At 51.8% G+C, this 24,343-nt stretch carries 23 protein-coding genes; 10 read left to right on the forward strand and 13 right to left on the reverse strand.

Annotated features, from left to right (window positions below):
* The first annotated feature begins 147 nt into the window (after positions 1-147).
* From purN to mutT, 7 genes are all read left to right on the forward strand, one after another.
* Positions 148-786 (forward strand): phosphoribosylglycinamide formyltransferase, encoded by a 639-nt coding sequence (purN, locus tag ACMYR3_RS01730; RefSeq protein WP_424193919.1) that lies wholly within the window; start codon positions 148-150, stop codon positions 784-786.
* A complete protein-coding gene (locus tag ACMYR3_RS01735) occupies positions 783-2,276 on the forward strand; it encodes an RsmB/NOP family class I SAM-dependent RNA methyltransferase (protein ID WP_424193921.1) in 1,494 nt (497 codons plus the stop codon). Before purN ends, ACMYR3_RS01735 begins: the two co-directional genes overlap by 4 nt.
* Positions 2,277-2,390: 114 nt before the next feature.
* Entirely contained in the window at positions 2,391-3,755 is a 1,365-nt protein-coding gene (locus ACMYR3_RS01740; RefSeq protein WP_424193923.1) for a mechanosensitive ion channel family protein, read from the forward strand.
* A 107-nt stretch (positions 3,756-3,862) separates the two neighbouring features.
* Entirely contained in the window at positions 3,863-5,080 is a 1,218-nt protein-coding gene (locus tag ACMYR3_RS01745; RefSeq protein ID WP_424193925.1) for a DesA family fatty acid desaturase, read from the forward strand.
* A gap of 146 nt (positions 5,081-5,226) precedes the next feature.
* Positions 5,227-6,450 (forward strand): bifunctional glutamate N-acetyltransferase/amino-acid acetyltransferase ArgJ, encoded by a 1,224-nt coding sequence (gene argJ / locus ACMYR3_RS01750; protein WP_424193927.1) that lies wholly within the window; start codon positions 5,227-5,229, stop codon positions 6,448-6,450.
* A 166-nt stretch (positions 6,451-6,616) separates the two neighbouring features.
* On the forward strand, positions 6,617-7,492 hold the full coding sequence (locus ACMYR3_RS01755; RefSeq protein WP_424193929.1) for an ATP-binding protein: 876 nt from the start codon (positions 6,617-6,619) through the stop codon (positions 7,490-7,492).
* Positions 7,485-7,949 carry an 8-oxo-dGTP diphosphatase MutT gene (gene mutT, locus ACMYR3_RS01760; RefSeq protein WP_424193931.1) on the forward strand — a complete coding sequence of 155 codons (465 nt, stop codon included), beginning with the start codon at positions 7,485-7,487 and terminating at the stop codon, positions 7,947-7,949. The genes ACMYR3_RS01755 and mutT overlap by 8 nt, the downstream gene beginning before the upstream one ends.
* 77 nt (positions 7,950-8,026) lie before the next feature.
* Here the strand turns inward: mutT and yacG are convergent, their stop codons facing one another.
* The 8 genes from yacG to ACMYR3_RS01800 all read right to left on the reverse strand — a co-directional run bounded on the left by yacG (position 8,027) and on the right by ACMYR3_RS01800 (position 15,938).
* Positions 8,027-8,215 (reverse strand): DNA gyrase inhibitor YacG, encoded by a 189-nt coding sequence (gene yacG, locus ACMYR3_RS01765; RefSeq protein WP_424193933.1) that lies wholly within the window; start codon positions 8,213-8,215, stop codon positions 8,027-8,029.
* Between the two features lie 8 nt (positions 8,216-8,223).
* Positions 8,224-8,979: a cell division protein ZapD gene (gene zapD, locus ACMYR3_RS01770; RefSeq protein WP_424193935.1), complete on the reverse strand. Its 756-nt coding sequence runs from the start codon at positions 8,977-8,979 to the stop codon at positions 8,224-8,226.
* Positions 8,980-9,102: 123 nt separating this feature from the next.
* Positions 9,103-9,723: a dephospho-CoA kinase gene (gene coaE, locus ACMYR3_RS01775; protein WP_424193937.1), complete on the reverse strand. Its 621-nt coding sequence runs from the start codon at positions 9,721-9,723 to the stop codon at positions 9,103-9,105.
* Position 9,724: 1 nt separating this feature from the next.
* Positions 9,725-10,570, reverse strand: a complete 846-nt coding sequence (locus tag ACMYR3_RS01780) for a prepilin peptidase (RefSeq protein WP_424193939.1) — start codon at positions 10,568-10,570, stop codon at positions 9,725-9,727.
* Between the two features lie 56 nt (positions 10,571-10,626).
* A complete protein-coding gene (locus ACMYR3_RS01785) occupies positions 10,627-11,853 on the reverse strand; it encodes a type II secretion system F family protein (RefSeq protein ID WP_424193940.1) in 1,227 nt (408 codons plus the stop codon).
* Between the two features lie 22 nt (positions 11,854-11,875).
* On the reverse strand, positions 11,876-13,621 hold the full coding sequence (pilB, locus tag ACMYR3_RS01790; protein ID WP_424193942.1) for a type IV-A pilus assembly ATPase PilB: 1,746 nt from the start codon (positions 13,619-13,621) through the stop codon (positions 11,876-11,878).
* 143 nt (positions 13,622-13,764) lie between these two features.
* A complete protein-coding gene (locus tag ACMYR3_RS01795) occupies positions 13,765-15,060 on the reverse strand; it encodes an HlyC/CorC family transporter (protein WP_424193944.1) in 1,296 nt (431 codons plus the stop codon).
* A 281-nt stretch (positions 15,061-15,341) separates the two neighbouring features.
* Entirely contained in the window at positions 15,342-15,938 is a 597-nt protein-coding gene (locus ACMYR3_RS01800; RefSeq protein WP_424193946.1) for a TetR/AcrR family transcriptional regulator, read from the reverse strand.
* A 126-nt stretch (positions 15,939-16,064) separates the two neighbouring features.
* Here ACMYR3_RS01800 and ACMYR3_RS01805 point away from each other — a divergent pair, with 126 nt between their 5' ends.
* From ACMYR3_RS01805 to ACMYR3_RS01815, 3 genes are read left to right on the forward strand one after another with little or no spacing between them, the layout of a single operon-like run.
* Positions 16,065-16,532, forward strand: a complete 468-nt coding sequence (locus ACMYR3_RS01805; protein ID WP_424193948.1) for a DUF1348 family protein — start codon at positions 16,065-16,067, stop codon at positions 16,530-16,532.
* Positions 16,533-16,580: 48 nt separating this feature from the next.
* A complete protein-coding gene (locus tag ACMYR3_RS01810; RefSeq protein WP_424193950.1) occupies positions 16,581-17,198 on the forward strand; it encodes a ParB-like protein in 618 nt (205 codons plus the stop codon).
* Between the two features lie 54 nt (positions 17,199-17,252).
* The gene (locus tag ACMYR3_RS01815) at positions 17,253-17,741 is read left to right on the forward strand and encodes an MgtC/SapB family protein (RefSeq protein ID WP_424193952.1); all 489 of its coding nucleotides are present in this window, start codon (positions 17,253-17,255) and stop codon (positions 17,739-17,741) included.
* Between the two features lie 51 nt (positions 17,742-17,792).
* Here the strand turns inward: ACMYR3_RS01815 and ispB are convergent, their stop codons facing one another.
* From ispB to ACMYR3_RS01840, 5 genes are all read right to left on the reverse strand, one after another.
* Complete coding sequence (gene ispB / locus ACMYR3_RS01820; protein WP_424193954.1) at positions 17,793-18,770, reverse strand: octaprenyl diphosphate synthase; 978 nt, start codon at positions 18,768-18,770, stop codon at positions 17,793-17,795.
* 193 nt (positions 18,771-18,963) lie between these two features.
* Positions 18,964-21,585, reverse strand: coding sequence for a TonB-dependent receptor domain-containing protein (locus ACMYR3_RS01825; RefSeq protein WP_424193956.1), 2,622 nt, complete (start codon positions 21,583-21,585; stop codon positions 18,964-18,966).
* A gap of 33 nt (positions 21,586-21,618) precedes the next feature.
* On the reverse strand, positions 21,619-22,743 hold the full coding sequence (locus tag ACMYR3_RS01830) for a HupE/UreJ family protein (protein WP_424193958.1): 1,125 nt from the start codon (positions 22,741-22,743) through the stop codon (positions 21,619-21,621).
* Positions 22,744-22,829: 86 nt separating this feature from the next.
* Positions 22,830-23,951, reverse strand: coding sequence for a tetratricopeptide repeat protein (locus ACMYR3_RS01835; RefSeq protein WP_424193960.1), 1,122 nt, complete (start codon positions 23,949-23,951; stop codon positions 22,830-22,832).
* A 137-nt stretch (positions 23,952-24,088) separates the two neighbouring features.
* Complete coding sequence (locus tag ACMYR3_RS01840; RefSeq protein WP_424193962.1) at positions 24,089-24,334, reverse strand: hypothetical protein; 246 nt, start codon at positions 24,332-24,334, stop codon at positions 24,089-24,091.
* Between the last annotated feature and the right edge of the window lie 9 nt (positions 24,335-24,343).

A 24,343-nucleotide genomic window follows, 5' to 3' on the forward strand; every position in this document is an offset into this window, starting at 1 on the left:
CGAAACCTGCGAGTTTTCTACCTGATTGGTCCGATTCCGGTCCAATCTGTCTTCTGCATCTGCTTTGAGATGACTTAAAAATACAGTCAGGCAAAGAAAAATAGGGCTTTTGGCCGAAAGCTGGCTCGTTTTGTTAAAATTCGCCCCATGAAAAAAATTGTCATCCTGATCTCAGGCCGGGGCAGTAATATGGAATGCCTCATTCAAGCCTGCCGGGAACAGGGTTGGGACGCGCAGATTGCTGCAGTCATTGCCAATCGTCCCGATGCGGCAGGCCTGGCGATTGCCCAGGCCCACCAGATTCCCGTTCAAGTCGTTACCAGCAAGGGTTTTGCAACACGCGAGGCGTTTGAAGCCGAATTGTCCAAGGTGATTGATCGCTATGCGCCCGATTTAGTGGTGCTGGCCGGTTTCATGCGGATTTTGACGGCGCCCTTTGTAGCGCGTTATCTGGGACGCATGGTCAATATCCACCCGTCGTTATTGCCAAGTTTTCCGGGTCTGGCGACCCATCAGAAAGCTTTGACGGAAGGCGTCAAGGTGCATGGTGCGACGGTGCATTATGTGACGCCGGAACTGGATCATGGCCCGATCATCATGCAGGGCGTGGTGCCAGTTTTACCGCAAGACAATGAACCAATCCTGGCTGAGCGCGTGCTGGCCATGGAACATCGTATTTACCCAGCTGCTCTGCAAGCTATTTTGCAGGGGCAGGTCTGGTTTGAAACCAACAAGGCCGGTCACGTACCGGCATTTAAGGCCTGTTTAGGCCTGGAGTCATCATGAGTTCTATCATCCGCGGTCCCCGTAAGGATCGTTCCAATACCGCCCGTCCTGCGGTATCGACATCAAAGTCGGCACCCAAGCGGCGTATGACGTTTTCTCGCGATCAGGAAATTGCCAATCTGAATACCTTTGAAGCCGCCTTGTCGGCTACCGAGCGGGTGTTACGTCTGGATGGTCCGGCCGATGCCTTGCTGTCAGCTTTTTTCCGCGAGCAGAGCAAGTTGGGTGTGCGTGATCGAGCGGTGGTCGCCGAAACTGTGTTTTGCGTATTGCGCCGCAAGAGCGAGTTTTCGCAGAATGCGCAAAGCGGTATTGGCCCCATGCAGCGCCGTCTGGCCTTGCAGGGCATGGCCGAGTGCGGTCATAAAGCGGCCGCAGATTTGCTCAAGCGCAGCGCCACGCCGGAAGAGCTGGAGTGGCTGGAACGGATTGCTTCGATTGATCGCAGTGCTTTGCCGGTATTGGTTCGTACCAGTTTTCCACAATGGATTGCTGATCGGCTGGCCAAGCGGGTTGGCGCGGCGCGTTTTGAAACGCTGGCCAATGCCTTGAACAGCTCGGCGCCACTGGATTTACGGGTCAATTTGCTCAAAGCCAAGCGCGATGATGTGCTGGCCGAAGTGCAGCGCCTGGCAGAAGAATCGCAGATGACCGCTACCGAGACGTCTTATGCGCCATTGGGCATCCGGATTTCCGGCAAGCCACCACTGCAACGCTGGCCCTTGTTTGAAGACGGTACGCTCGAAGTGCAAGACGAAGGCAGTCAGTTACTGGCTGAGCTGGTCGCGCCCAAACGCGGCGATATGGTGGCCGATTTTTGCGCCGGCGCAGGGGGCAAATCGCTTGCGCTGGGCGCACTGATGCGCTCTACCGGTCGTCTGTATGCGATGGATATTTCCGAAAAAAGACTGGCCAAGTTCAAGCCACGCATGGCCAAGAGCGGTCTGTCCAATGTGCAGACGATGGTGCTGGATTCGGAACGCGATTCACGCCTGAAACGGCTGGTGGCCAAGTTTGATCGGGTGCTGGTCGATGCGCCTTGCAGTGGTTTGGGCACTTTGCGCCGTAACCCCGATCTGAAATGGCGTCAGCATGAAGGTGGTCTGGCCGAGCTCAATGAAAAACAGGGCAGCATCCTGGCTTCGGCGGCGCGCCTGGTCAAACCGGGTGGTCGGCTGATTTACGCGACTTGCAGCCTGTTGCGTGAAGAAAACGAAGCCGTGGTGGATGCTTTTCTGACGGCACATCCCACCTTTACGCGGGTTCCCGTCAACGAGATTTTGGCCAGCCGCGGGATTGCCTTGACCATGCCGGGCGATGATCTGCAAATGTGGCCAGACGAACATGGTACCGATGGTTTTTATGCGGCGGTGCTGGTTGCGGCGGCGGAAGAAAAAAAGCCCAAGATGAAAGATAAGCCGATCGAAACAACAGTTGATGACGCCATAGATGGAGCGTCTGATGATGTAATGGAAAATACCGCTGATTAAGTATTTTTAAGGGGGTATGTTTAATATTTACCTGCTTAGATATGTACATATTGGTTAATTTAAAATACCCCTGGATACTATATTGGGTGTGATGAATGCAAAAGGATGAGAGAGATGATTCTCAGCAGCTTGATTCGTGATTTGCTGGACGATTTTCGCGCACCACAAATCGCCATCCAGATTGGCATTTTGTTGGTGAGTTGGCTGCTGGCCTTGGCATTCGCTCGTCCGGCCCGGCAATGGCTCAAGCAACATTATGCACAGCGTACTGGCGCCACCTTGCTGGCGGCGGCCAGTCTGGCGCGCGCACTGACGCCACTCTTTGCCTTTTTGCTGATTGGCGTGGCGCGCTATGTGCTGGAACCCTTCACCCATGTCACCATGCTGCGCTTTGCGCTGATTCCCACCTTTGGCATGGCGCTTACCTATATTGTTTTTTATATCCTCCGGCGAGTTTTTGCCACCGATGCCAATCATGTGGGTGGCCTGCTCTATCTGGCTGAAAAAATCATCATTGTGCTGGTGTCAATTGCGCTGGTGCTGTATGTGACCGAAACGCTGGACGATGTGCTCAACTGGTTGGAGGCCATTACCTTCCCCCTGGGCAAGCAGCGGATTTCTTTGATTGGTCTGATGCAAGGTGCCATGTGGGTGATTGTCACTGTCCTGGCTGCCATGTGGCTGGGTACGGCGGTGGAAGACCGGTTGATGAAAGTTAACGCACTGGACAATAATTTTCGCGTGGTCTTGTCGCGCCTGTCACGTGCGGCCCTGATTGTGGCAGCCTTGCTGATCAGCTTATCGCTGGTGGGTATCGATCTGACGGTTCTCTCGGTTTTTGGTGGTGCGCTCGGCGTCGGTCTGGGACTGGGTCTGCAAAAAATTGCCAGCAACTATGTAGCGGGCTTCATCATCTTGCTGGATCGCTCGCTACGAATCGGCGACATGATCACGGTCGACAAATATTATGGTGCGGTCACCCAAATTCGCACTCGTTTTACCGTACTGCGTGGCCTCGATGGTGTAGAAGCCTTGGTGCCAAACGAAATGCTGGTCTCCAGTCCGGTACAAAACCATTCTTACACCGAAAAGAATGTGCGTCTCAAGGTTAATGTCCAGATCAGCTATCAATCCGATCTGGAAAAGGCGCTGGGCATTTTGGTGGGGCAGGCTAAAGCACATGCTCGCACCCTGACTGAGCCACTACCGGCAGCCTATTTGACGGGCTTTGGTGCCGATGGTCTGGATCTGGAACTGGGTTTGTGGATCAATGATGCCGAGCAAGGCACACTCGGTGTGCGTTCCGATATTAATCGTGCCATCTGGAGAGAATTTCAACTGCAAGGTATTGATGTACCATTCCCGCAACGAGATGTGCGAATTGTTTCCAACATCCCTTTAAATCTCGATAATCATCCCTCATCTACTGGTAAATTTATTGCCGAAACGGATGATAAAGCCGTTGATCCAGGTCAGTAAACTGCCCACTATTTGTGCTTTTCACGCTTTTTTAAAGGGCGGGGTAGGCCAGCAAGGGTACAATAGCAAGCTTCCTATGTTATAGGCAATCAAGCCGAGGAGATTTCATGTTTCAAACCGTACTGGATGCCGTATTAGGTTTTCTGGACACAGGCCTGCTGCATTTGTCAGGCTGGCAAATTTTGGGCGCCGCACTGCTGATGACCCACATCACGATTGCTGCCGTCACGATTTATCTGCATCGCCATTCCGCGCACCGCGCGCTTGATCTGCACCCGATTGTGGCTCATTTCTTCCGCTTCTGGCTGTGGATGACCACCGGCATGATTACCAAAGAGTGGACCGCCGTACACCGTAAGCATCACGCCAAATGCGAGACTGTCGATGATCCACACAGCCCGCAGACTCGTGGTATCAAAAAAGTTTTCTTCGAAGGTGCCGAGCTGTATCGTGCCGAAGCCGATAACAAGGAAACCATTGCCAAGTTTGGTAATGGCACACCGGATGACTGGGTTGAAAACAACCTCTATAGCCGCTACCAGATTTTGGGTGTGTCCATGATGCTGATCATCAACGTGCTGTTGTTTGGCGTGGCGGGTATGGCAGTCTGGGCTTTGCAGATGGCTTGGATTCCGATTACTGCAGCCGGTATCATCAACGGCTTTGGTCACTACTGGGGTTATCGCAACTTCAATTGTGAAGACGCCAGTACCAATCTGATTCCTTGGGGTATTTTGATTGGTGGTGAAGAACTGCATAACAATCACCATACTTACGGTTCTTCGGCCAAGTTGTCCAACAAATGGTTTGAGTTTGACATCGGCTGGATGTACATCCGCATTCTGGAAACTTTTGGCTTGGCGACTGTGCGTAAAGTTGCGCCGATGCCAAAACTGGAAGGCCCCAAAATGGTCGCCGATTTGCATACCCTGCAAGCGGTGATTGCCAACCGTTATGATCTGATGGCCAAGTATGCCCGTTCACTCAAAGAAACACATGACATTGAACGCGCTCGTCTGGCGGCCTGCCCAAATGGCAGCAAGATTGTCGATTCAGGTCTTTTCAAGGCCGCACGCAAATGGTTGCATCGTGATGTCGAGCAACTCAACGCACCGCAACGTGAGCAGCTGTCCGAAGTGTTTGCGCATAGCGGTTCCTTGAAAACTCTTTACGAAATGCGTACAGAACTGGCTGCCATCTGGCAACGCTCTACCGCTTCCAGCGAGCAACTTTTGCATCAACTGCAAGACTGGTGCAAACGCGCTGAAGAAAGTGGTATTCAAGCGCTGCAAGAATTGTCGTTGCGCGTACGCAGCTACGCCTAGATCGTTCTTAGCCCAATTAAAACCCGCCGGGCGATATGCTTTGGCGGGTTTTTTATTGGCATCCTTATTGGCATCACAAAAGCCTCCTAAAATACGTTCTTGTTCACCCATACTTAATTTCTTATTTTCATTCTTGCTGAGCTGCCATGGCCGTCAACTTTCCTGAAATTCAAGCTGCTTCCCTGTATCCCATTGCTGGTGTGACCATCGGTTATGCCGAGGCGCAGATTCGTAAACCCAATCGCAAAGATGTGCTGGTGATGACTTTTGCTCCTGGCACCAGTGTGGCCGGTGTATTTACCAAAAACCGTTTTTGCGCAGCGCCAGTGCAGCTATGCAAAGCACATCTGGCTGCAGGTCAGGGCATACAGGCACTGGTCGTCAATACGGGTAATGCCAATGCCGGTACGGGGGAGTTGGGTCTTGCCAATGCCAAGGCGACCTGTGCGGCACTGGCCGATAGCTTGCAGTTGCAGTCTGAACAAATTCTGCCCTTTTCAACCGGGGTGATTCTTGAGCAATTGCCCATGGAGCGGCTCTTGCCAGGCGTAGCAGTGGCGGCCAAGGCGCAGACCGCTAGCTGGTTTGATGCTGCTCAAGCCATCATGACAACGGACACGTTACCCAAGGCAGCCTCACGACAGGTCGTGATTGATGGGCAAACCGTGACCATCACGGGGGTATCCAAAGGTGCCGGCATGATTCGCCCCAATATGGCGACCATGCTCGGCTTTGTGGCTACTGACGCTAAAGTGGCACAACCAGTGCTGGAGGCCATTGTCAAATATGCGGCGGATCGTTCTTTCAATAGCATCACCATTGATGGCGATACTTCTACCAATGATTCGTTCATCATTGCCGCCACTGGTCAGGCTGGTTTGGTGGTGGAAAGTGAACAGGCTCCAGCTTATGTCGTATTGCGCGATGCTATTACCGAGTTGTCGATTGAATTGGCGCAACTGATTGTGCGTGATGGTGAAGGTGCAACCAAGTTCATGACCATTCAGGTGGAAGCTGGTAAAGATGTTGCCGAGTGCCGCCAGATTGCTTATGCGATTGGACATTCGCCGCTGGTAAAAACCGCCTTTTATGCAAGTGATCCCAACCTGGGTCGAATTTTGGCTGCGATCGGTTATGCGGGTGTTGAAGATTTGAATGTTGCGCAAATCAATCTGTGGCTCGATGACGTTTGGGTTGCCAAAAACGGTGGTCGTAATCCGGACTACCGCGAAGCAGATGGTCAACGTGTCATGAAACAAAGCGAGATCACCATCCGTGTGCAATTAAATCGTGGCAGCGCCACCACCACGGTATGGACTTGCGATTTTTCACATGAGTACGTGACCATCAATGCAGATTATCGCTCTTGAGTGTGTTGGTTTTTCAATATTTAAATATGGGCTTGGTATGACAGTGTCGGGTGCGTTGTAAGTACTGCCCTATGCTGTCACACAGCCAATGAATCAAATGATTGCTTCTTTGAGCTAAGCAAAGTGACCTGTGGCTGATAAGCCGTATTCCCGGTAAAGACTTTTCATGGATAAACTCGAACAATTTCTTAATCGTGCCGAGCGCGTACTGGCGCAGTTGGAAACGTTGCTGCCCGCTGCACAGCCAGCGCCGGACTGGTCGGCTGTGGCGTTACGCTGGCGCAAATCATCGGGCACTTTTGCTCGGGGTTATTTACAAGTTGTGCATGGCATTGCGCCGATTTCATTGGCTGACTTGCAGCATGTCGATCGACAAAAGGCCATCATCGCCCAAAATACCCATCAGTTTGTGGCGGGCAAACCAGCCAATAATGTCTTGCTGACTGGTGCTCGTGGTACTGGCAAGTCGTCACTCATCAAGGCCTGTTTGAATGAGTTTGCCGATCGCGGCTTGCGACTGATTGAAGTGGACAAAGAGGATCTGGCCGATCTGGCCGACATTGTCGAGCTGGTGGCGGCCCGTCCCGAGCGTTTTATCATTTTTTGTGACGACCTGTCTTTTGATGAAGGCGAGGCCGGCTACAAGGCGCTCAAGGTAGCCCTGGATGGCTCAATTGCGGCGCAATCGGACAATGTCCTGATTTACGCAACCTCTAACCGCCGTCATCTGTTGCCTGAATACATGAGTGACAACCTGAGTTATCAGCATCAGGAAGATGGTGAGATTCATCCTGGCGAGGGCGTGGAAGAAAAGATTTCCTTGTCGGAGCGCTTTGGCTTGTGGGTCAGTTTTTATCCCTTCCGTCAGGATGATTACTTACATATTGTGGCGCACTGGCTGGCCCATTTTGGGATTGTTACAGCCGATATTGAAACCGCCAATTGGCGCGCCGAGGCATTGCAATTCACGCTGGAGCGCGGCTCTCGTTCTGGCCGGGTAGCCTGGCAATTTGCGCGTGACTGGGCGGGCAAGCATGAGTGATGATGTGACGGCTGGTTCAAAACCGGCTTCTCAGCCTGCTGCCGAACCGGTTGCAACACGCAAAGTCACGCAGGTTGTAGTCGCTGTGCTGTACCGGCCGGATGGTAGTTTTTTGATGGCGCAGCGCCCCGAAGGCAAACCCTATGAGGGTTGGTGGGAGTTTCCCGGTGGCAAAATAGAGTCGGGCGAAACACCCGAGGCAGCCTTGGTACGTGAACTGCATGAGGAGCTAGGCGTGACGCTGACCGAATTTTCCGCCTGGCATGTGATTGAGCACGATTATCCACATGCCTATGTGCGCTTGCAGTTTTTCAAGGTGAATGCCTGGCTGGGCGAGCCGCTGGGGCGGGAAGGTCAGGCATTTAGCTGGCAGCAATTGCCGGTGTCGGTCGAGCCAGTTTTACCGGCAACACATCCGGTATTTGACTGGATGCAGGCAGAGGGTTGGACTACTTAATCATCAGGAAAAAAGATTTTTAAGGAGTATAGGTAAAAACCAATGCTCTTAGGTTCGTTTGTAAAGGCTTAAAATATTTACTGGGGTGGGGTATTTATTTCGCCCAAATCATCGTCAAGGTTTGGTGTGGCCGGTACCGAATAGGATTCGCTGGCCCAGGCACCTAAATCGATCAGTTTGCAGCGCTTGGAACAAAAGGGGCGGTAACGGTTTTCTGGCGTCCATTCCACGCTATCACCGCATTGTGGGCAGTTAACGACAGCCATGATTCAGCCTAGAGATTGCAGAGTGTGAGCTGGAACGGAATTTCGCTGTCAGTCGGCTTGGTTTTCTGATCTTCGTCCAGCACCATGAAGCGTACCCATACCATGTATTTATTGGCGCTGATTTCCGGAATCACCTGCAAGGGCGTGTCCATGCGCACCTGCATGAGTGAAAACACTTTGCCAGACAGCATTTGCTGATAACTGCCCGCCGCCGCAATCACCTTGCTGCTGGTGCCCGATTCGCGCAAAAGTTTAAGTACCAAAGACATGCATTCTTTGAGCGGCGCCAGCGGTGTAATCCATTTGATGATGTCACGATGCCGTACTTCTGGTGGCAAACGTTGCCAGGCGTGGTAGGCAGGCAGATCAAATTCGCAAGTGCCGCCCGGAATAATGGCGCGGCTGCGAATGCTCATCAGCCACTCATTTTCCAGAATGTATTGCGCTACCTTACCCTGAATACCGCCTAAATCGGCGATGCCGGTTTCGACTTCTTTCAGAATGATTTCCAGTGTGCTTGAATCAATGGCCGGATTGTTCCGGTAGGACAGCAGGGTTTGGCGTTGACGCTCCAATTCTTTGAGCAGATCCGATTTGAGATCGGCGCGCGAAGCGACATCGGCAATCTCAAACAGGGTGGTCAGCGCGACATGGTGTTCTAGTGGATGAGGCTGGCTGATGAAAAAAGCCAGGCGATCGAACAGGTTCTCCAGACGCAGTAAGGTGCGGATCCGTTCATTGAGTGGGTATTCGAAGAGAGTCAAGGTGCCGTCAATAGAGTGGTCTTGTGTTCAACCAGAGATGCGAGGCATCTCGTCAGAAAAACCCGGTAACGAGCTAATGCTACTAATATTCAGCCGATTATAGTCAATCATTGACCGATTGGGTTAGTCTCTTTGCTGACCACTCGCCATTGCACTATAAAGCGTGTGCAGATGTTTAACAACATTTGGCAAATCATCGCTGCCAGACTCATTGACGATCACGTCGTCAGCCGCATCCAGACGTTGGGTTCGACTGGCTTGCACATCAATAATGGCCTGTACCTGCGCCTGTGTCAGTCCGTTGCGCGACATCACGCGACTGATTTGACTGGTCACTGCACAGTCAACCACCAAAACCCGCTGGATCGCCGTACGCCAATGGTCGCTTTCAATCAATAATGGCACAACTAAAATCACGTAGGGCTGGCCAGCCGCGAAGGCGGCCAGCGCCAGCTCTTTGCATTGTTGTCTGATCAGCGGATGGAGAATGCCTTCCAGCTGTTTGCGGGCATCAGCATGGTTAAAAATATGATCACGCATGATGGTGCGATCCATCGCACCATCTGCTGCAATAAAGTGTGAACCGAAGATGTTTGCAATGACAGGAATGGCCGCGCCATTGGGGGCAGTCAATGCATGTGCGATGATGTCGGCATCAACGATGCCAGCGCCAGCTGCTGCAAACAGGTTGGCAACGGTGGACTTGCCGCTGCCAATCCCGCCTGTCAAGCCGACCACCAACATGCTAAAACCCGAGTAATCCGTAAATTCGGTTGCCAATCAACAGGGCAACCAGACCCGCACAGCATAAGTAGGGACCAAACGGCATGGTTTGGCCTTTATCCATACGGCTCATGGCAATTTGCGAAAGACCAATGACGACACCGACGACGGACGATAACAGCAAGATGATGGGCAGCATTTGCCAGCCCATCCAGGCACCCAATGCGGCTAACAGCTTAAAGTCACCATAGCCCATACCCTCTTTGCCGGTCAGCAGCTTGAACGCCCAATAGATCGACCAAAGAATGAGATAGCCAGCCACTGCGCCAATCACGGCATCATTGAGAGCGGCAAAGGTGCCATTCAGGTTGAATAGCAAACCGGCCCACAATAAGGGTAAAGTCAGATCGTCGGGCAGCAGCTGGGTGTCAGCGTCAATAAAGGTGAGCGGTACCAGAAAAAATAACAGAACCAGCGCGGCAGCGCCTTGCAGAGTAGGACCAAACCAGGCGATCAGCAGACCTGCCAATATGCCTGTCAACAGTTCAATCGCCGGATAGCGTTTTGAAATCGGCGTGCCGCAACCGCTGCATTTACCTTTAAGAAGTAGCCAGCTGATGACCGGGATATTTTCCAGCGCAGTGATCTGATGCCCGCATTGAGGGCAGGCTGAACGCGGTGTGATCAGGTTGTAAGTGCCTTCTTCAACAGTTTGCTCGTTCATTTCCGCCAGTTCCTTGCGCCAGGTTTGCTCCATCATGATGGGCAAGCGGTGAATCACCACATTGAGAAAGCTGCCAACCAGCAGACCCAGCAAAGTGGCTAGGGCAATATTGAACCAGAGAGGTAAATCAGCAAAATAATTCATGGCAGTCGATAAAAAAGGCGGGGAATCCCCGCCTGTTGAAAAGCGTGTGGCTGAAATTAAACCGCTTGACCGAGTTTGAAGATCGGTAAATACATGGCCACGACAATCCCGCCAATCAGGGTACCCAGAACCACCATGATCAATGGTTCCATCAGGCTGGACATGGCATCAACGGCGTCGTCCACTTCCTGTTCATAAAACTCGGCGACTTTACTGAGCATGTGATCCAAGGCACCAGATTCTTCGCCAATGGCTACCATCTGCGTCACCATGCTGGGAAAAACACCGACTGATTGCATGGAGTTGGTCAGACTGGTACCGATGCTGACGTCCTGTTGAATTTCTTTGGTGGCCATTTTATAAACATAATTGCCTGCCGCACCAGCTACTGAATCCAGTGCTTCCACCAAGGGCACACCAGCTGCAAACATGGTGGCCAAAGTTCGGGTCCAGCGGGCAATTGCCGCTTTTCTGAGCAGATCGCCCACAACCGGTAATTTGAGTATGCTGCGATCCATGAAAGCTTGCATTTTCTCAGAGCGCCGCAGTGCTTGGAAAAAGAAGTAAAACCCGCCAAATAGGCCACCAAAAATCAAATACCAGTTGGCAACAAAAAATTCCGAGATGGCCATCACGACCAATGTTGGTGCTGGCAGATCTGCACCAAAGGTTTTGAAGATGTCTTTAAAAGCCGGTACTACAAAAATCATGATCACGGCGGTGACAACGAATGCCACGACCAAAATTGAAACTGGATAAAACAGGGCAGATTTGATCTTGCTTTTCAAGGCCAGCGACTTTTCCTTGTACATGGCCAGACGTTCGAGCAGAGACTCCAAAATACCAGCCTGTTCGCCAGCAGCAACCAGATTACAGTAGAGCGCATCAAAGTAGAGGGGATATTTGCGGAAGGCCTGTGCCAGACTGCTACCGGATTCGATGTCGCCGCGAATGTCATTGAGCAGACGTGTCACGCTGGGGTTGGCATGTCCTTTGGCCACAATGTCAAAGGACTGCAGCAAAGGCACGCCAGCACGCATCATCGTAGCCAGCTGACGGGTAAACATGGCGATGTCTTTATCGGTGACTTTTTTGCCACGTGACAGACGACGTTTTTTAACTTTACTGACGGTAATGCCTTGACGACGCAAGGTGGCCGACACAACAGCTTCACCCTGGGCGCGCATTTCACCTTTGATGAGTTTGCCATTGCGATCCTTGCCTTCCCATTCGAAGATCAGTTCTTTGACTTGTGGACCAGTACTTGCGAGTCGCGTCGCCATGGATTCTCCTGTTTATTTTTAGTTATGCATTGGTACAGCCAAGAACTTCTTCAAGGGAAGTCAAACCCTGTTTCACTTTAACCAGACCGGATTCGCGCAAAGAGCGAACGCCTTCCAGTTTGGCTTGCTGGGCAATCTCCATCGCGTTGCCCTGGTTCAAAATAATGCGTTGTATTTCTTCTGAGATTGGCATCACCTGATAAATACCAACTCGGCCCTTATAGCCGTTATTGCAACGGTCACAGCCGACGGGCTTATAAAGCTTCCAGCTACCGTCAATGTCGTCTTCCTTGAAGCCGGCATCCAGCAAGGTTTCATCAGGGACTTCATGTTCCTGCTTGCAGTGTGGGCAAAGGCGACGAGCCAGACGTTGTGCGGTAATCAAGATGACTGATGAGGCAATATTGAATGGGGCAATGCCCATATTCATCATCCGTGTCAGGGTGGTTGGCGCGTCGTTGGTGTGCAAGGTCGAAAATACCATGTGACCGGTTTGCGCTGCCTTGATTGAAATATCGGCGGTTTCCAGATCGCGAATCTCACCCACCATGATGATGTCTGGATCTTGCCGCAAGAATGCTTTCAAAGCTGCTGCAAATGTCAGTCCGGCCTTGTCATTGACGTTAACCTGATTCACGCCAGGCAAGTTAATCTCGCATGGATCTTCTGCTGTTGAAATATTGATGCCGGGCTGGTTGAGAATATTCAGGCAGGTATAGAGTGAAACGGTTTTGCCCGAACCAGTCGGGCCGGTCACGAGTACCATGCCGTAAGGCCGCTGAATGGCGTCCATCAACAGTTTTTTTTCTTCGGGTTCATAGCCCAGCGCATCAATACCCAGTGTGGCTTGGGATGGATCCAAAATCCGCATCACAATTTTTTCGCCATGCAGGGTTGGCAGGCTGGAGACCCGGAAATCAATCGCTTTATTTTTGCTGACCAGCAATTTCATGCGACCATCCTGCGGTACCCGCTTTTCGGAAATATCCAGTTTGGAAATGACCTTGATGCGGGAACACAACTTGTCTTTGATGGCCAGTGGTGGTTGGGCGACTTCTTCCATCACGCCATCGACTCGAAAGCGGATGCGGAAGAATTTTTCATAAGGTTCAAAGTGCAAATCGGATGCGCCACGATTGATCGCATCATGCAGGATTTTTTGCAGAAATTTAACGACCGGTGCATCGTCGACTTCGGCCTGCGCATCAAGCGCGGCGGCATCACCTGCAGCATCGACGGGTTCTTCATCAAAGTCGAAGTCATCACCAATCAAGTTATTGATCTTGGTGGCGGCAGACTCAGTCAGGCCGCCGACCATTTGAGAAATCTTGTCGTATTCGACAATGACCGGATCAATCAATAGCTCGGTCTGAAACTTGATGCGATCCAATGCCTGCAGATTGGTCGGGTCGGCAATGGCCACCGAGAGCCGGTTGCCGCGTTTGCCCAGTGCCAGCACCTTCAGATTGGCGACCAGTTTGAGATCAATGACATCTTTGACTAAATGATCCGGGTGAACCAGTGCCAGATCAACCAGTGGAAAGCCAAAGGTATCAGCCGCAAATTTGGCCAGTGCGGCAGCGGTAATGACTTTACTGGCAAGTATTTCTTCAATCAGCTGACTCTTGTTTTCGACGGCCTTGCGCATGATCACTTCCAGCTGCTCGGATTTGAGCTGCCCAGCCTGAACCAGCGCCTGACCAAGTCCGGTCATGGCGAGATTGAAGTTCGTCGGTGGAGCAAAGCTGGAAGGTGCGACAGCGGCCATAATGTCAACTTTATAAAAACAATCTGATACACATTAATAGCCGATATTGCAACCCAGTTTCGGCTTTGTAAAGGATACCAACAATTAGTAACCGATGATCTCTTCGAATCTGTTAAATATTTCCGTGTGTGACGCAATCAAGGTCAATTTGATGATGAATTATCGGCTAAATTGTTTGGCCGAAACAGCTTTACCATCTTGATCGACTGATTCTGAATTTGTACCACTTCAATCACACAACCTGCCAGGCGAACTGAAACAGCGGACTCAGGCAATTCCTGCAAATGCTCCAATATCAGGCCATTGAGTGTCTTGGGGCCATCAACAGGAAAGTCGAGGCCCAACTTCCGATTCAGATCACGCAATTGGGTCGTGCCTTCCAGCAGTTTTTCACCTTTTTCATCCCAGCTGGCTTCATGGCTGTCGCCGGTGGGAATGCTGGTGGTAAATTCACCAATCATTTCCTCAATGATGTCTTCCAGGGTTACCAGGCCCTGAATTTCGCCGTATTCATTGACAACCAGTCCCGTGCGCTGACGGCTTTCCTGAAAATACTGGAGCTGCTGGAAAACCTTGTTGCCACTGGGAATGTAATTGGGTTCGGTCAACAGTTCGCGCAACGCTGCGTGGCTGGGTTCGGCTTCTTGCAGCAGGCTCAGAGTTTTGCGCACATGTAAGATTCCCGCGACATTATCAATCTCGCCTTCATAGACCAGCAGTTTGTTGTGATAGCAGGTTTCCAGGTCGTGCAGGATGGCTTCGATGGGCAGTGCCAGGTTAATGCCTTCTATCTGCGCACGGGGTGTCATCACATCATCGACCGACACACTTTCCAGGTCAAACAGATTCAGCAAAATGCTGCGGTGCTTGGTGGGGATGAAGTTACCGGCTTCCAAGACCATGGAGCGCAGCTCTTCTGGCGAAACACGTTGCTCGGCAGCGGCATTTTGCGGGTTGATGCGCATCAGTTTGAGCAGGCCATTGACAAACAGATTGGTAAACCAGACCAGGGGTGACATCAACGTGAGCAATGGCTTCAAGACAAAGCTGGCCGGCAGTGCAATCTTTTCAGGATAGGCGGCGCCGATTACTTTGGGCGTGATTTCCGAAAAGACAATGATCAAAAATGCGACCACGGCGGTGGCGATGGAAATCACGGACTCGTTATTGCCGAAATAATTGATGGCCAGTGCGGTGACCAGTGCGGTGACGCCGGCGTTGATCAGTGTGTTGCCAATCAGGATCATGCCGAGCATGCGGTCTACGCGACCAAGTAACCATAAAGTGAGTTTAGCGCCGCGGTGCCCTTTGGCGGCCAGATGACGGGTTCGATGGCGATTCAGTGCCATCAGCGCGGTTTCGGAAATCGAGAAAAAACCGGAGCAAAGCAGGAGAAGGAAAAGCGCAATCAATTGCGCCCATAATGGTATGGCGTCCAAGCTGGTCAGGGAGTGATGAGAAGAGCGCCAACTATAACAGACAAGCCATTATAAATATAGGCATCAAAACGATAAAATATATGATACTACCAGGTGGTATGACAATATTTTATTGTCTTATGTGCGTATTTATTGATTGTTAAAAAATACCCCCTATATCTATTTGTTGATCCGATGCACTGTTCACAAGACCCATCTGTCTGATGAGTGGGCTGGATAGCGGCTCCTGATTCAGGGTGCAGAAGGGGTTCATGTCCATTGGAATCGGGATATATTGGCGCTCAGTTGCCTGATTCAAAGGCATTGATGATGCTTGCCAAACCTTGCAGGGCAGCCTCCGGTTTGGCATCACATTGGGCCCGCACAATCGCACCATCCACCGCCAGGGCAATGGCAAAGGCGCGTTCTTGTTGTGCGGCTGATTCGGGCAGCAGCTTGGCAATCAGGCCAATCATGTCGTCTTTGTGTTGTTGCGTGATGGTCAACACATCGGGCAGTGTGCCGCCCAGCTCGGTGGCACTATTGATAAAGGCGCAGCCGCGAAAACGGTCATCGGTAAACCATTCATTGAGCGTCGGTAGCAACGCCTTGATCCCTTTGTATTTGACCTGCTTGCCATAGCGTTGCAGGGCATTGGCAAACCAGGCAATCCAGCGCTCATGGCGATGGGCCAGAAAAGCCAGAATCAAATCATGTTTGCTCGGAAAATGGCGATAAAACGTTACCTTGGTTACGCCAGCCTGGGCAATGATGCGGTCAACGCCGGTGGCACGAATGCCTTCCTGATAAAACAGATCATGCGCGGCCAGCACAATGCGTTCGCGGGTGCTCGGGGCTGATGTCAGGTGGTGTGGATTGATGTCTGTGTGAGCGGTCATGTTGGCTATTGTAGACAGATCTGTCTACGTCGGATAGACTGTAATGGTAGACAGACCTGTCTACATCTGTGCGTATCATGCAGCGCATTGATGATCCCCTTGTGATGCACCCTTGAAGGATTGACCATGGAACAAAAACCACCCCTGCCACCATTTACCCTGGAATCGGCCACCCAAAAAGTGCGGATGGCCGAGGATGCCTGGAATTCTCGTGATCCCGATCGCGTGGCGATGGTGTATACCGAAGACACGCGCTGGCGCAATCGGGCCGAATTTCCGGTAGGTCGTGCGCAAGTGCGTGAGTTCCTGCAGCGCAAGTGGGCCAAGGAGCTGGATTACCGTTTGATCAAAGAACTTTGGGCCCACTCGGACAATCGGATTGCGGTGCGTTTTGCCTATGAATGGCATGATGATTCCGGCCATTGGTATCGCAGCTATGGCAATGAAAACTGGGAATTCAATGAGTATGGTCTGATGATGCGTCGTTTTGCCAGCATCAACGATATGCCCATCAAGGCCGCTGATCGCCAGTTTTTCTGGCCACTCGGACGGCGCCCCGATGATCATTCGGGATTAAGCGAGCTGGGCATGTAAGGCAGCTTGGCGTATCCTATGGCATAAGCCATTTCAAGGAGCCAATCTGTGCGACCACTGCATCATCACGTCATTTCAGCCAATCTCAACGAACTGATGCCGACCCAGGCCACTATCGGTTTTCTGGAGGTGGCACAAAAGCGGGCACAATGGCAGGCGCTAGGTAAAAAAGAGCGTAAGCTATTGATCAATAGTCACTGGTTTCCCAGTGTCATCGGCCCGGCTCAGCGCTATTACATTGTTGATCATCATCATCTGGGCATGGCTTTGCATCTGGAAGGGCAAACCAGCGTGCAACTGACGGTGCTCAAAGACCTGTCATGGCTGGACTTGCCGACCTTCTGGCGGGTCATGGAGTTTCATCAATGGGTGCATCCTTATGACCAGAATGGTGAGCGGATGGTTTTTGCCAGACTGCCTACCAACGTGGCCGATCTGGAGGATGACCCTTATCGCAGTCTGGCGGGCCTGGCCAGAATGGCCGGTGCCTTTGCCAAAGACATTACGCCATTCAGCGAGTTTCTCTGGGCCGATTACTTTCGGGCCCGACTCTCTAAAAAACTCGTCAAAAAATCGCCTAACGCCGTTTTGGAACAGGCTTGTGATCTCGCCAAGCATATCGAGGCAAGCTACTTGCCCGGTTGGGTCGGCAAACCCGAAGCCTGAGCAGCGGATTAAGAGGAGTAAAAGGACTACAAAGACTACAAGGACTCACTCATCATGTTCACCACTCATTTGAGTTTTTCATGGGATTTACTGTTCCGCCTGGGCATGGCCTTGCTGGTGGGTGTGGTCTTGGGCTTGAATCGCTGGCTGCATCATAAGTCGGCAGGGATTCGTACCCATTCGCTAGTGGCGATTGGTGCGGCCTTAGCCATGCTGCTGATTGCTTCTATGCCTGCCGCAGATGTTGAGGCAAGTAGTCGTGTAGTCCAGGGTTTATTGACCGGTATTGGTTTTTTGGGGGCGGGCGTCATCATTCATGAAGGTAATTCCAGGCGTATTCATGGACTCACCACGGCAGCCAGTGTCTGGGCTTGTGCCTTGTTGGGTGCGACGTTTGGTTCAGGTGAATATGCCTTGGGCAGCACTGCCTTGCTGATGATTTTGCTGGTGCTGGTTTTTGGTGGCAGAGTCGAACGCATGACGGGTACCTTGATGGGCATCAGCCAAGAATCGGAAGTACCGAGTGAGCAGGAAGACCAGTGAGGTTCAAGCATTGTCGCTTGAACTGGTTTAATTCAATTTAAACAATTAAACCTAAGCCGAGCGATCTACCGCAAACCGGCAAAGTTCTCCAAGTGTGTCGCAGAACGGTGTCGCTGGAAAGTGCTGGAGCAGGTTGGCTGCTTGCTGTGCTTCCTGGCGGGCTCGTTCACGGGTATAGTCGAGTGAGCTACAACGCTGGATGGCGGCAAAAATGGCTTCAAACTGTTCGCTATTACCATCTTTAACCGCGGCACGAATCAAATCCTGTTCTGCGGCAGTGCCCTGGCTTAATACATGAATCAGCGGCAAGGTCATCTTGCCTTCACGCAAGTCATCACCGGCATTCTTGCCCATCTCTTCGCTATTGCCGTTGTAGTCCAGCACATCATCAATCAACTGAAAGGCAATGCCCAGATGACGGCCAAAACCGGCCGCAGCTTCTTCCTGTTCAGGTGTGGCTTGGGCAATCACGGCACCTAATCGCGCGGCGGCTTCAAACAATTCTGCCGTCTTGTATAAAATCACGGTGAAGTAAGCTTCTTCCGTGATGTCAGGGTCGTGCATATTGAGTAACTGCAGGACTTCGCCTTCGGCAATCACATTGGTCGCATTGGACAAAATCTGCATGACACGCATATTGTCAACCCGCACCATCATCTGAAAGGCACGCGAATACAAAAAGTCACCCACCAGCACACTGGCCGCATTACCAAACATGGCGTTGGCAGTCTGGCGACCACGACGCAGTGCCGATTCATCGACCACGTCATCATGTAACAACGTTGCGGTATGGATGAACTCAACCACGGCGGCCAGTTGATGATGATACTTGCCGGTATAGCCCAGCGCTCTGGCAAACAGTACCAGCAGTGCCGGACGCAGCCGTTTACCACCAGCCGCCACGATGTAGTCACCAATCGTGTTGATGAGTGCAACTTCGGACAACAGGCTTTGCTTGATGACCAGATCGACCGCCTGCATGTCAGGCGCGATACGGGTGAGGAGTGAGTTTTGTGCAGTAGCAGTCATGGGACGAAATCTATTTGGCGCGATTATAGATTATTCGCATGAATCAGGCTGCTGAGAGTGTTGTCAGGCGCAAAAAAAGAATGCTGATACAAAAAACAAATGATCACTTCATGACTGGTTAACCAAAATGCCAATGTGCCTTTGAATTGAATTGGGACATTCCCATCCTTCATTGCAAAGGATGGGAATAGCATTAAAACTGATAGCGCATGGTCAAGCGAGCGGTACGCGGTTCAGCCGGATGCACGTGGTAGTCGGCGACAGGGGCTGTCTCGCCTTTTAACTGCGAGTCGTAGAAATACTCAATATCATTGATTTTTCGATTGAAGAGATTAAAGACATCCAGTGTCAAGGCGAGGTTGGGTTGCCATTGATAAGCAATGCGCAGATTGGTTGACAGCGAAGCCTGTCCTTGTGCACTGCCATCCTCAATCAAGGGGCGACGGCCTAAATAACGCCATTGCAGACTGCCTGACCATGGGCCGATATCACGGATGGTTGCTGCGATTGATGCGACTCGTGATACGGCACCAGGAATATAGGGGCCAGTCGGATCATTATCTCTGAAGCGGGCACGTGACCAGGCCAGATCAGCATCAAACAGCAACCACGGCATGGGGGTGTAGCGGTTGTTCCATTCAATCCCTTGGCGGCGGCTTGGGCGGCTGGCTTCAGTGCTGCCGGCATCGCCCACAAAGACCAGTTCGGAACCAATATCTAATTGCCACAAAGCGAGTGAGCTTTGCAGATGGGGAATGGCTTCGGTACGCACGCCCAACTCAAAACCCTTGCTGGCCACCAGTCCGGGCACGGGCGTGGCCGCGTCGCCGGTTTTGGGATCAACCCGGGTCAGGGTGCCACGCGCATCATTGCTATGAAAGCCGCGGCCATAGTTGATGAAATACTCAGTGCGGGCAAATGGCCCAAAGATCAGCGACAACTTTGGCGAGTATTGCGTGGCCTGTGAGCTGCCATTATTGTAGGCCAATAATCCGTTGACGTTAAAGCGGTAATGGTCAGCACGTACACCGGCAACAGTACGAAAGGTATCCGAAAAGCTCAGGCTGTTTTCCACATAGGCCGACAGACTGGTTTGGCGCACTGCATCATCGCGCGTGGTGGCAGTACGTACTCGTTCAGTGGTATCAAAGAGCCCCACCTGAATCCGATCATGACGGGTTTGCAGGCCGACTTCGGTGCTGCTTGGCAGACCAGCCAATGTACCAATCCAGACCCGCTTGGCATTGATGCCAAAGACCTTGCGTCGATCACTTTGTTCAAACTGGTCACCGGTGTCAGGATGATCCAGAAAATAAGTGAAATTTGAATATAAATTAAGACGATAAGACATGGCGTAGGCAGATATTTCCACCCGGCCATCCTCCAATGCCTGACGCCAGTTACCAGACAGACTATAACGTGCGGTATTGCCGCCATCACTTTTATCGATTGCATCAAAACGACCGATCTGTCCCGACTCAACCGCCCGCAATGGTACTTGATCGGTTGAATCCCAATGTGATTGATAAGCCATTGCCGATACATCAAAACCATTGGCCTTGCTGCCGCGTGAGTAAGTCACCAGGCCATTGAGCTTGCGCAGATTTTCGGCGTTATCCCAGGGGCCGTTGTTGCTGGCACCTTCCAATGCACCAAGCAGATAATCACCATTCTCAAGATGGGCACTACCGGCTACCAGACCACGGCGATAACCATGGGCACCCAATGTGATTTGCGCCATGTTCTGGTCAAGGCGATTGCGATAGGCAATCCGTGCTGATCCTGCAGAAGAAAAGTCGCCATTCTCAGCAAAGTAAGGGCCTTTGCGATACTCGATCCGATCGACCAGTTCTGGCATCAGAAAATTGAGGTCGGTATAGCCATGGCCGTGTGCATGAGTGGGCAGATTGACCGGGATACCATTGACTGAAGTGGCAAAGTCGGTGCCATGATCCAGATTGAAACCGCGTAAAAAATATTGATTGGCCTTGCCATCCCCGGAGTGCTGCGTGACGATCATGCCCGGTACAAATTCCAGCACTTCGCCCGGACGCAGTGCCGGACGGCTTTGCAGCAACGACGACTGAATCACGCCTTGCGAGGCGGCATCCGATGTCCCGACCGCGTTGTCATAGTGACCTTTAACCTGTACTTCGGGCAAGGTTTCGGTATGTGCCGCATGAGCGAGTTGAATATCCTGAGTTTGTGCCATAGCCGGGTGCAACAAGATCGATCCACTGATCGATTGTGCCAACATGCGCCAGGTCATCCAGCGTGATTGAATCGCGCTGCCGAGTAATACGCCAATCAGGTGCAAGGCCAGTGTCGATAGGCCTAATCCAGCCATAAAGGGTAAAGGATTGGCATGCGATTCAAGCGGTATTTCCAGCCCATGTACATAGCCATGCAATGCCCCAAATAATGCGACAAGTGTTGCAGCGCGTGCGATAGTTGTCCTGCTCTGTTTCAGGCACAGCACAGCCAAAACCACTGCCGATGCTGCAACAGCATATTCAAGCAGTGGCAATTGCGGGTTGCTCCAGCCTGCACCCAAGGCACAGGCCAGAAAGGCGCTGGCTGAAAAACTGATTGGTAAAATCCAGCGTGCCTTGCCGCCTTGCTGGCAAGCCCAGATGCCCACTGCCACCATGGCAAGTAAATGATCCAAGCCTTGCCAGGGATGCAGGATACCTGCAAGCAGGCTGACGCTATGATGACTAAATAAGTACAAACTGAGCAAGGCAATGACAACGGGATAGAGTAGCCAGATAGAAGCAGGCAATATATCGCGTTGCACCATATTATTGTTCTTCATGATGTCTCCTGTTATTTGCCAGAGTGATGCAAGTTAGATACCAATGATGCGCAAATCAAAGACTCGTTCGGTCAGCCAGATCAAACCAAACAGGCCGAGTGCCGATGACAGGGCGGGCATGATGTAACGTGCATAGGCGTGCACATTGCGCAAGAGCAGGATCAAAGGCAATACGGCAGCAACGACCAGCAATTGACCCAGCTCCACACCGAGGTTGAATCCGAGTAATGAAACCAGTAAGGAAGCGGTGGACGGCGCCCCATCTTTCAAGGCACTGGCAAAGCCAAAGCCATGTATCAGACCAAATAGGAAAGCAACTAGCCACTGTCGGCGTAACACTACAGGAAAGAGATTATTGAGTGCGGCCAGAATCACCGTCAGCGCAATCGCCGATTCAACCCAACGCGAAGGCAATGTCACCACGTCCAGATAAGCCAGCGCCAGGGTAATGGAGTGGGCACAGGTAAAGGCCGTCACCACGCTGGCAATATCGCGCAAGGCCGTCATTTTGTGGGTGACAGCTTGCCAGCCACCATCCTTGCGTAGCAGCACGCTGGGTAGGAGCAGGGCAAACAAAAAGGCCAGATGATCATAGCCTGCCCAGATATGGGTCATGCCTTCCCAGATAAATTGCCTCAGTGCGTGCCAATTACTGCTGCCTGCACTTTGTTCAAGGTGGATGATCTGTGCCGCCTGATTTGGATCCAGCACCACAGGGCTATCCCTACCCTGATGTTGAATGCGCAGAATGCCCCGATGGGTCGGGTCAATATCACTGAACAAGCGGTAATCAAGTGTCAATGTCTTGAAAGCCGCTGGACATTGCATGGCCAATTGCATGACGTAATAGGTGCCATCACTATGCGTGTCCAGTGCATGGGTGGCTTGGCCTGGTATGCAATTATCCGCATTGGCCTTGATCGTCAAACGTGCCAGCGCATAGGCATCAATTTGTGAAAACTGGTTGCGCACCTCGCCCCAGCTGATCTGCCGGTCGTCATTACGATCCAGCCCGAGCGCGTTATCCAGGTCGCGCAAGGCAATGTCCCAGCGTACGGCAAGTTGTTGCTGATGGGTCGTGACACTGAGGTAACTGTCGCTGGCCTTGTGAGCTTGTGCTGGTGTTGTCAAGGCCAGTAGCGTGATAGTGAATGCCATGCATAGCCATTGCACTAGTTTGACACTGACCTTAAGGCAGTTAATAGTTTGGCATTGAGCCAAAGGTAATAAGGCATTGGTGGTGATCATGACGACCCCTGGCAATATTGCTCAAGGCGTTGATCCTTTAAGCCGGTCTGTTGAAGAAAGACGTGAACCTGCGCTATGGTTGGCTGATCTTTAGCAGCACTCGCCGTTTGCAAAAGAATGCAGACATCGGCGGGTTCTTTTTGTTGTTGCCAATTGGATTGGGCCAACTGCAAGGCAGTTTGCTGGTCATGTTTAAGTTCTAAATAAAAGCGCGCCGCTTCACGTTGATGGGTAATATCGCCGCGCAAATGGGCGTCATCAATCCGTGCTTGTAAAAGCAGAATGCTCTGCTTGGCTTGCGGCAGCTTTAACTGATTTTGTGCCAGCGCCAATCGCAACAATAAGCCATCATTGCGAACCTCCTGCTTCAATAATTGCATCACGGGTTCTGCTTGTTGCCTGGCCAGTAGCCAGTCGGCATAAGCGGCTTTGCTGAAAGCATCCTGATTGAGTGCAACCGCTTCTTGATGATAGCGGTTGGCGGCGTCCTCGTTACCCAGGCGCTCGGCCATATCCGCCAGAATCGAGGCAACCCAGCCCTTGCTATCAGCTTCTTGGGTGCTGCGGTAAGCCTGTTCCAATTGCGTAAAGGTTGTTTGGCCAGACAGGCTATTGGTTTCTGCCATGCAGGCTTGCGCAATCAATCCCGGTGCCAACAACAGCAGTCGCGCACATTCCTGGCGTGCCAATGGGTATTGACCTTGTACCTGATGAATGGTGGCACGGGTCAACCAGAGTTGTGGATTGTCTGGCTGGCTGCGAGTCAGTTTGTCCAGATCTTGCAATGAAGCTTCAAACGCATGCTGGCTTTGCTGGATGGTGGCACGTATCAATAAGACGTCGGCAGGTGGCATATCTTGTGACCACCATGGCTTGACTGCCGCTTGCGCATAACCTAAATAACGCGGATCACCGTAACGGCGCGACAGCTCGATATAACGTTGCGCCAGATGACTGGCCAGTTGATGATTATTGGGTTGCTGAATAATTTGTTGTTGCAACGAGCGAATTTCGCTACGCTCATTGCCAATCGGTGTGTCGACCAGTTTTTCAACAATGACATTGTCATCTTGTGGGGTAAACAAGGCAGCATGACAAGTACCAAGCAATAACAACATACTGGCACAAATTAAGCCATGGATGGCTGGCCTGGAATGCTTATTTTTTTGCAGAAGCCTGTGGCAGCAACGCATGATGTTTCCCCCTTGATGAACCAGGCCGATTGGCCTGGTTGCTTGATGACACTTGCTACGGTTTAGAGGCTTTTGGCCTCGGTATCATCGGACTCCTTGGGAGTGATTTTGCTCACATCTTGCGGTTCAATGTCATCCATCAGACTGGCTACCAGACCGGTGACGTACGTCACAAAGCCTTCGGATGATGCTGATGCTGCGGCTTGAGGGTCAGCTTGTGCGGCCGGTGGGATGCTGCTGCCACTGCCACAGGCTGCCAGTGAAATCAACAAGGCCACTGGTAAGCCATACGGTAAAAGATGTCGCATGAAGTGCTC

The organism is Ampullimonas aquatilis, from assembly GCF_049675895.1.
GTDB lineage: Bacteria > Pseudomonadota > Gammaproteobacteria > Burkholderiales > Burkholderiaceae_D > Ampullimonas > Ampullimonas aquatilis.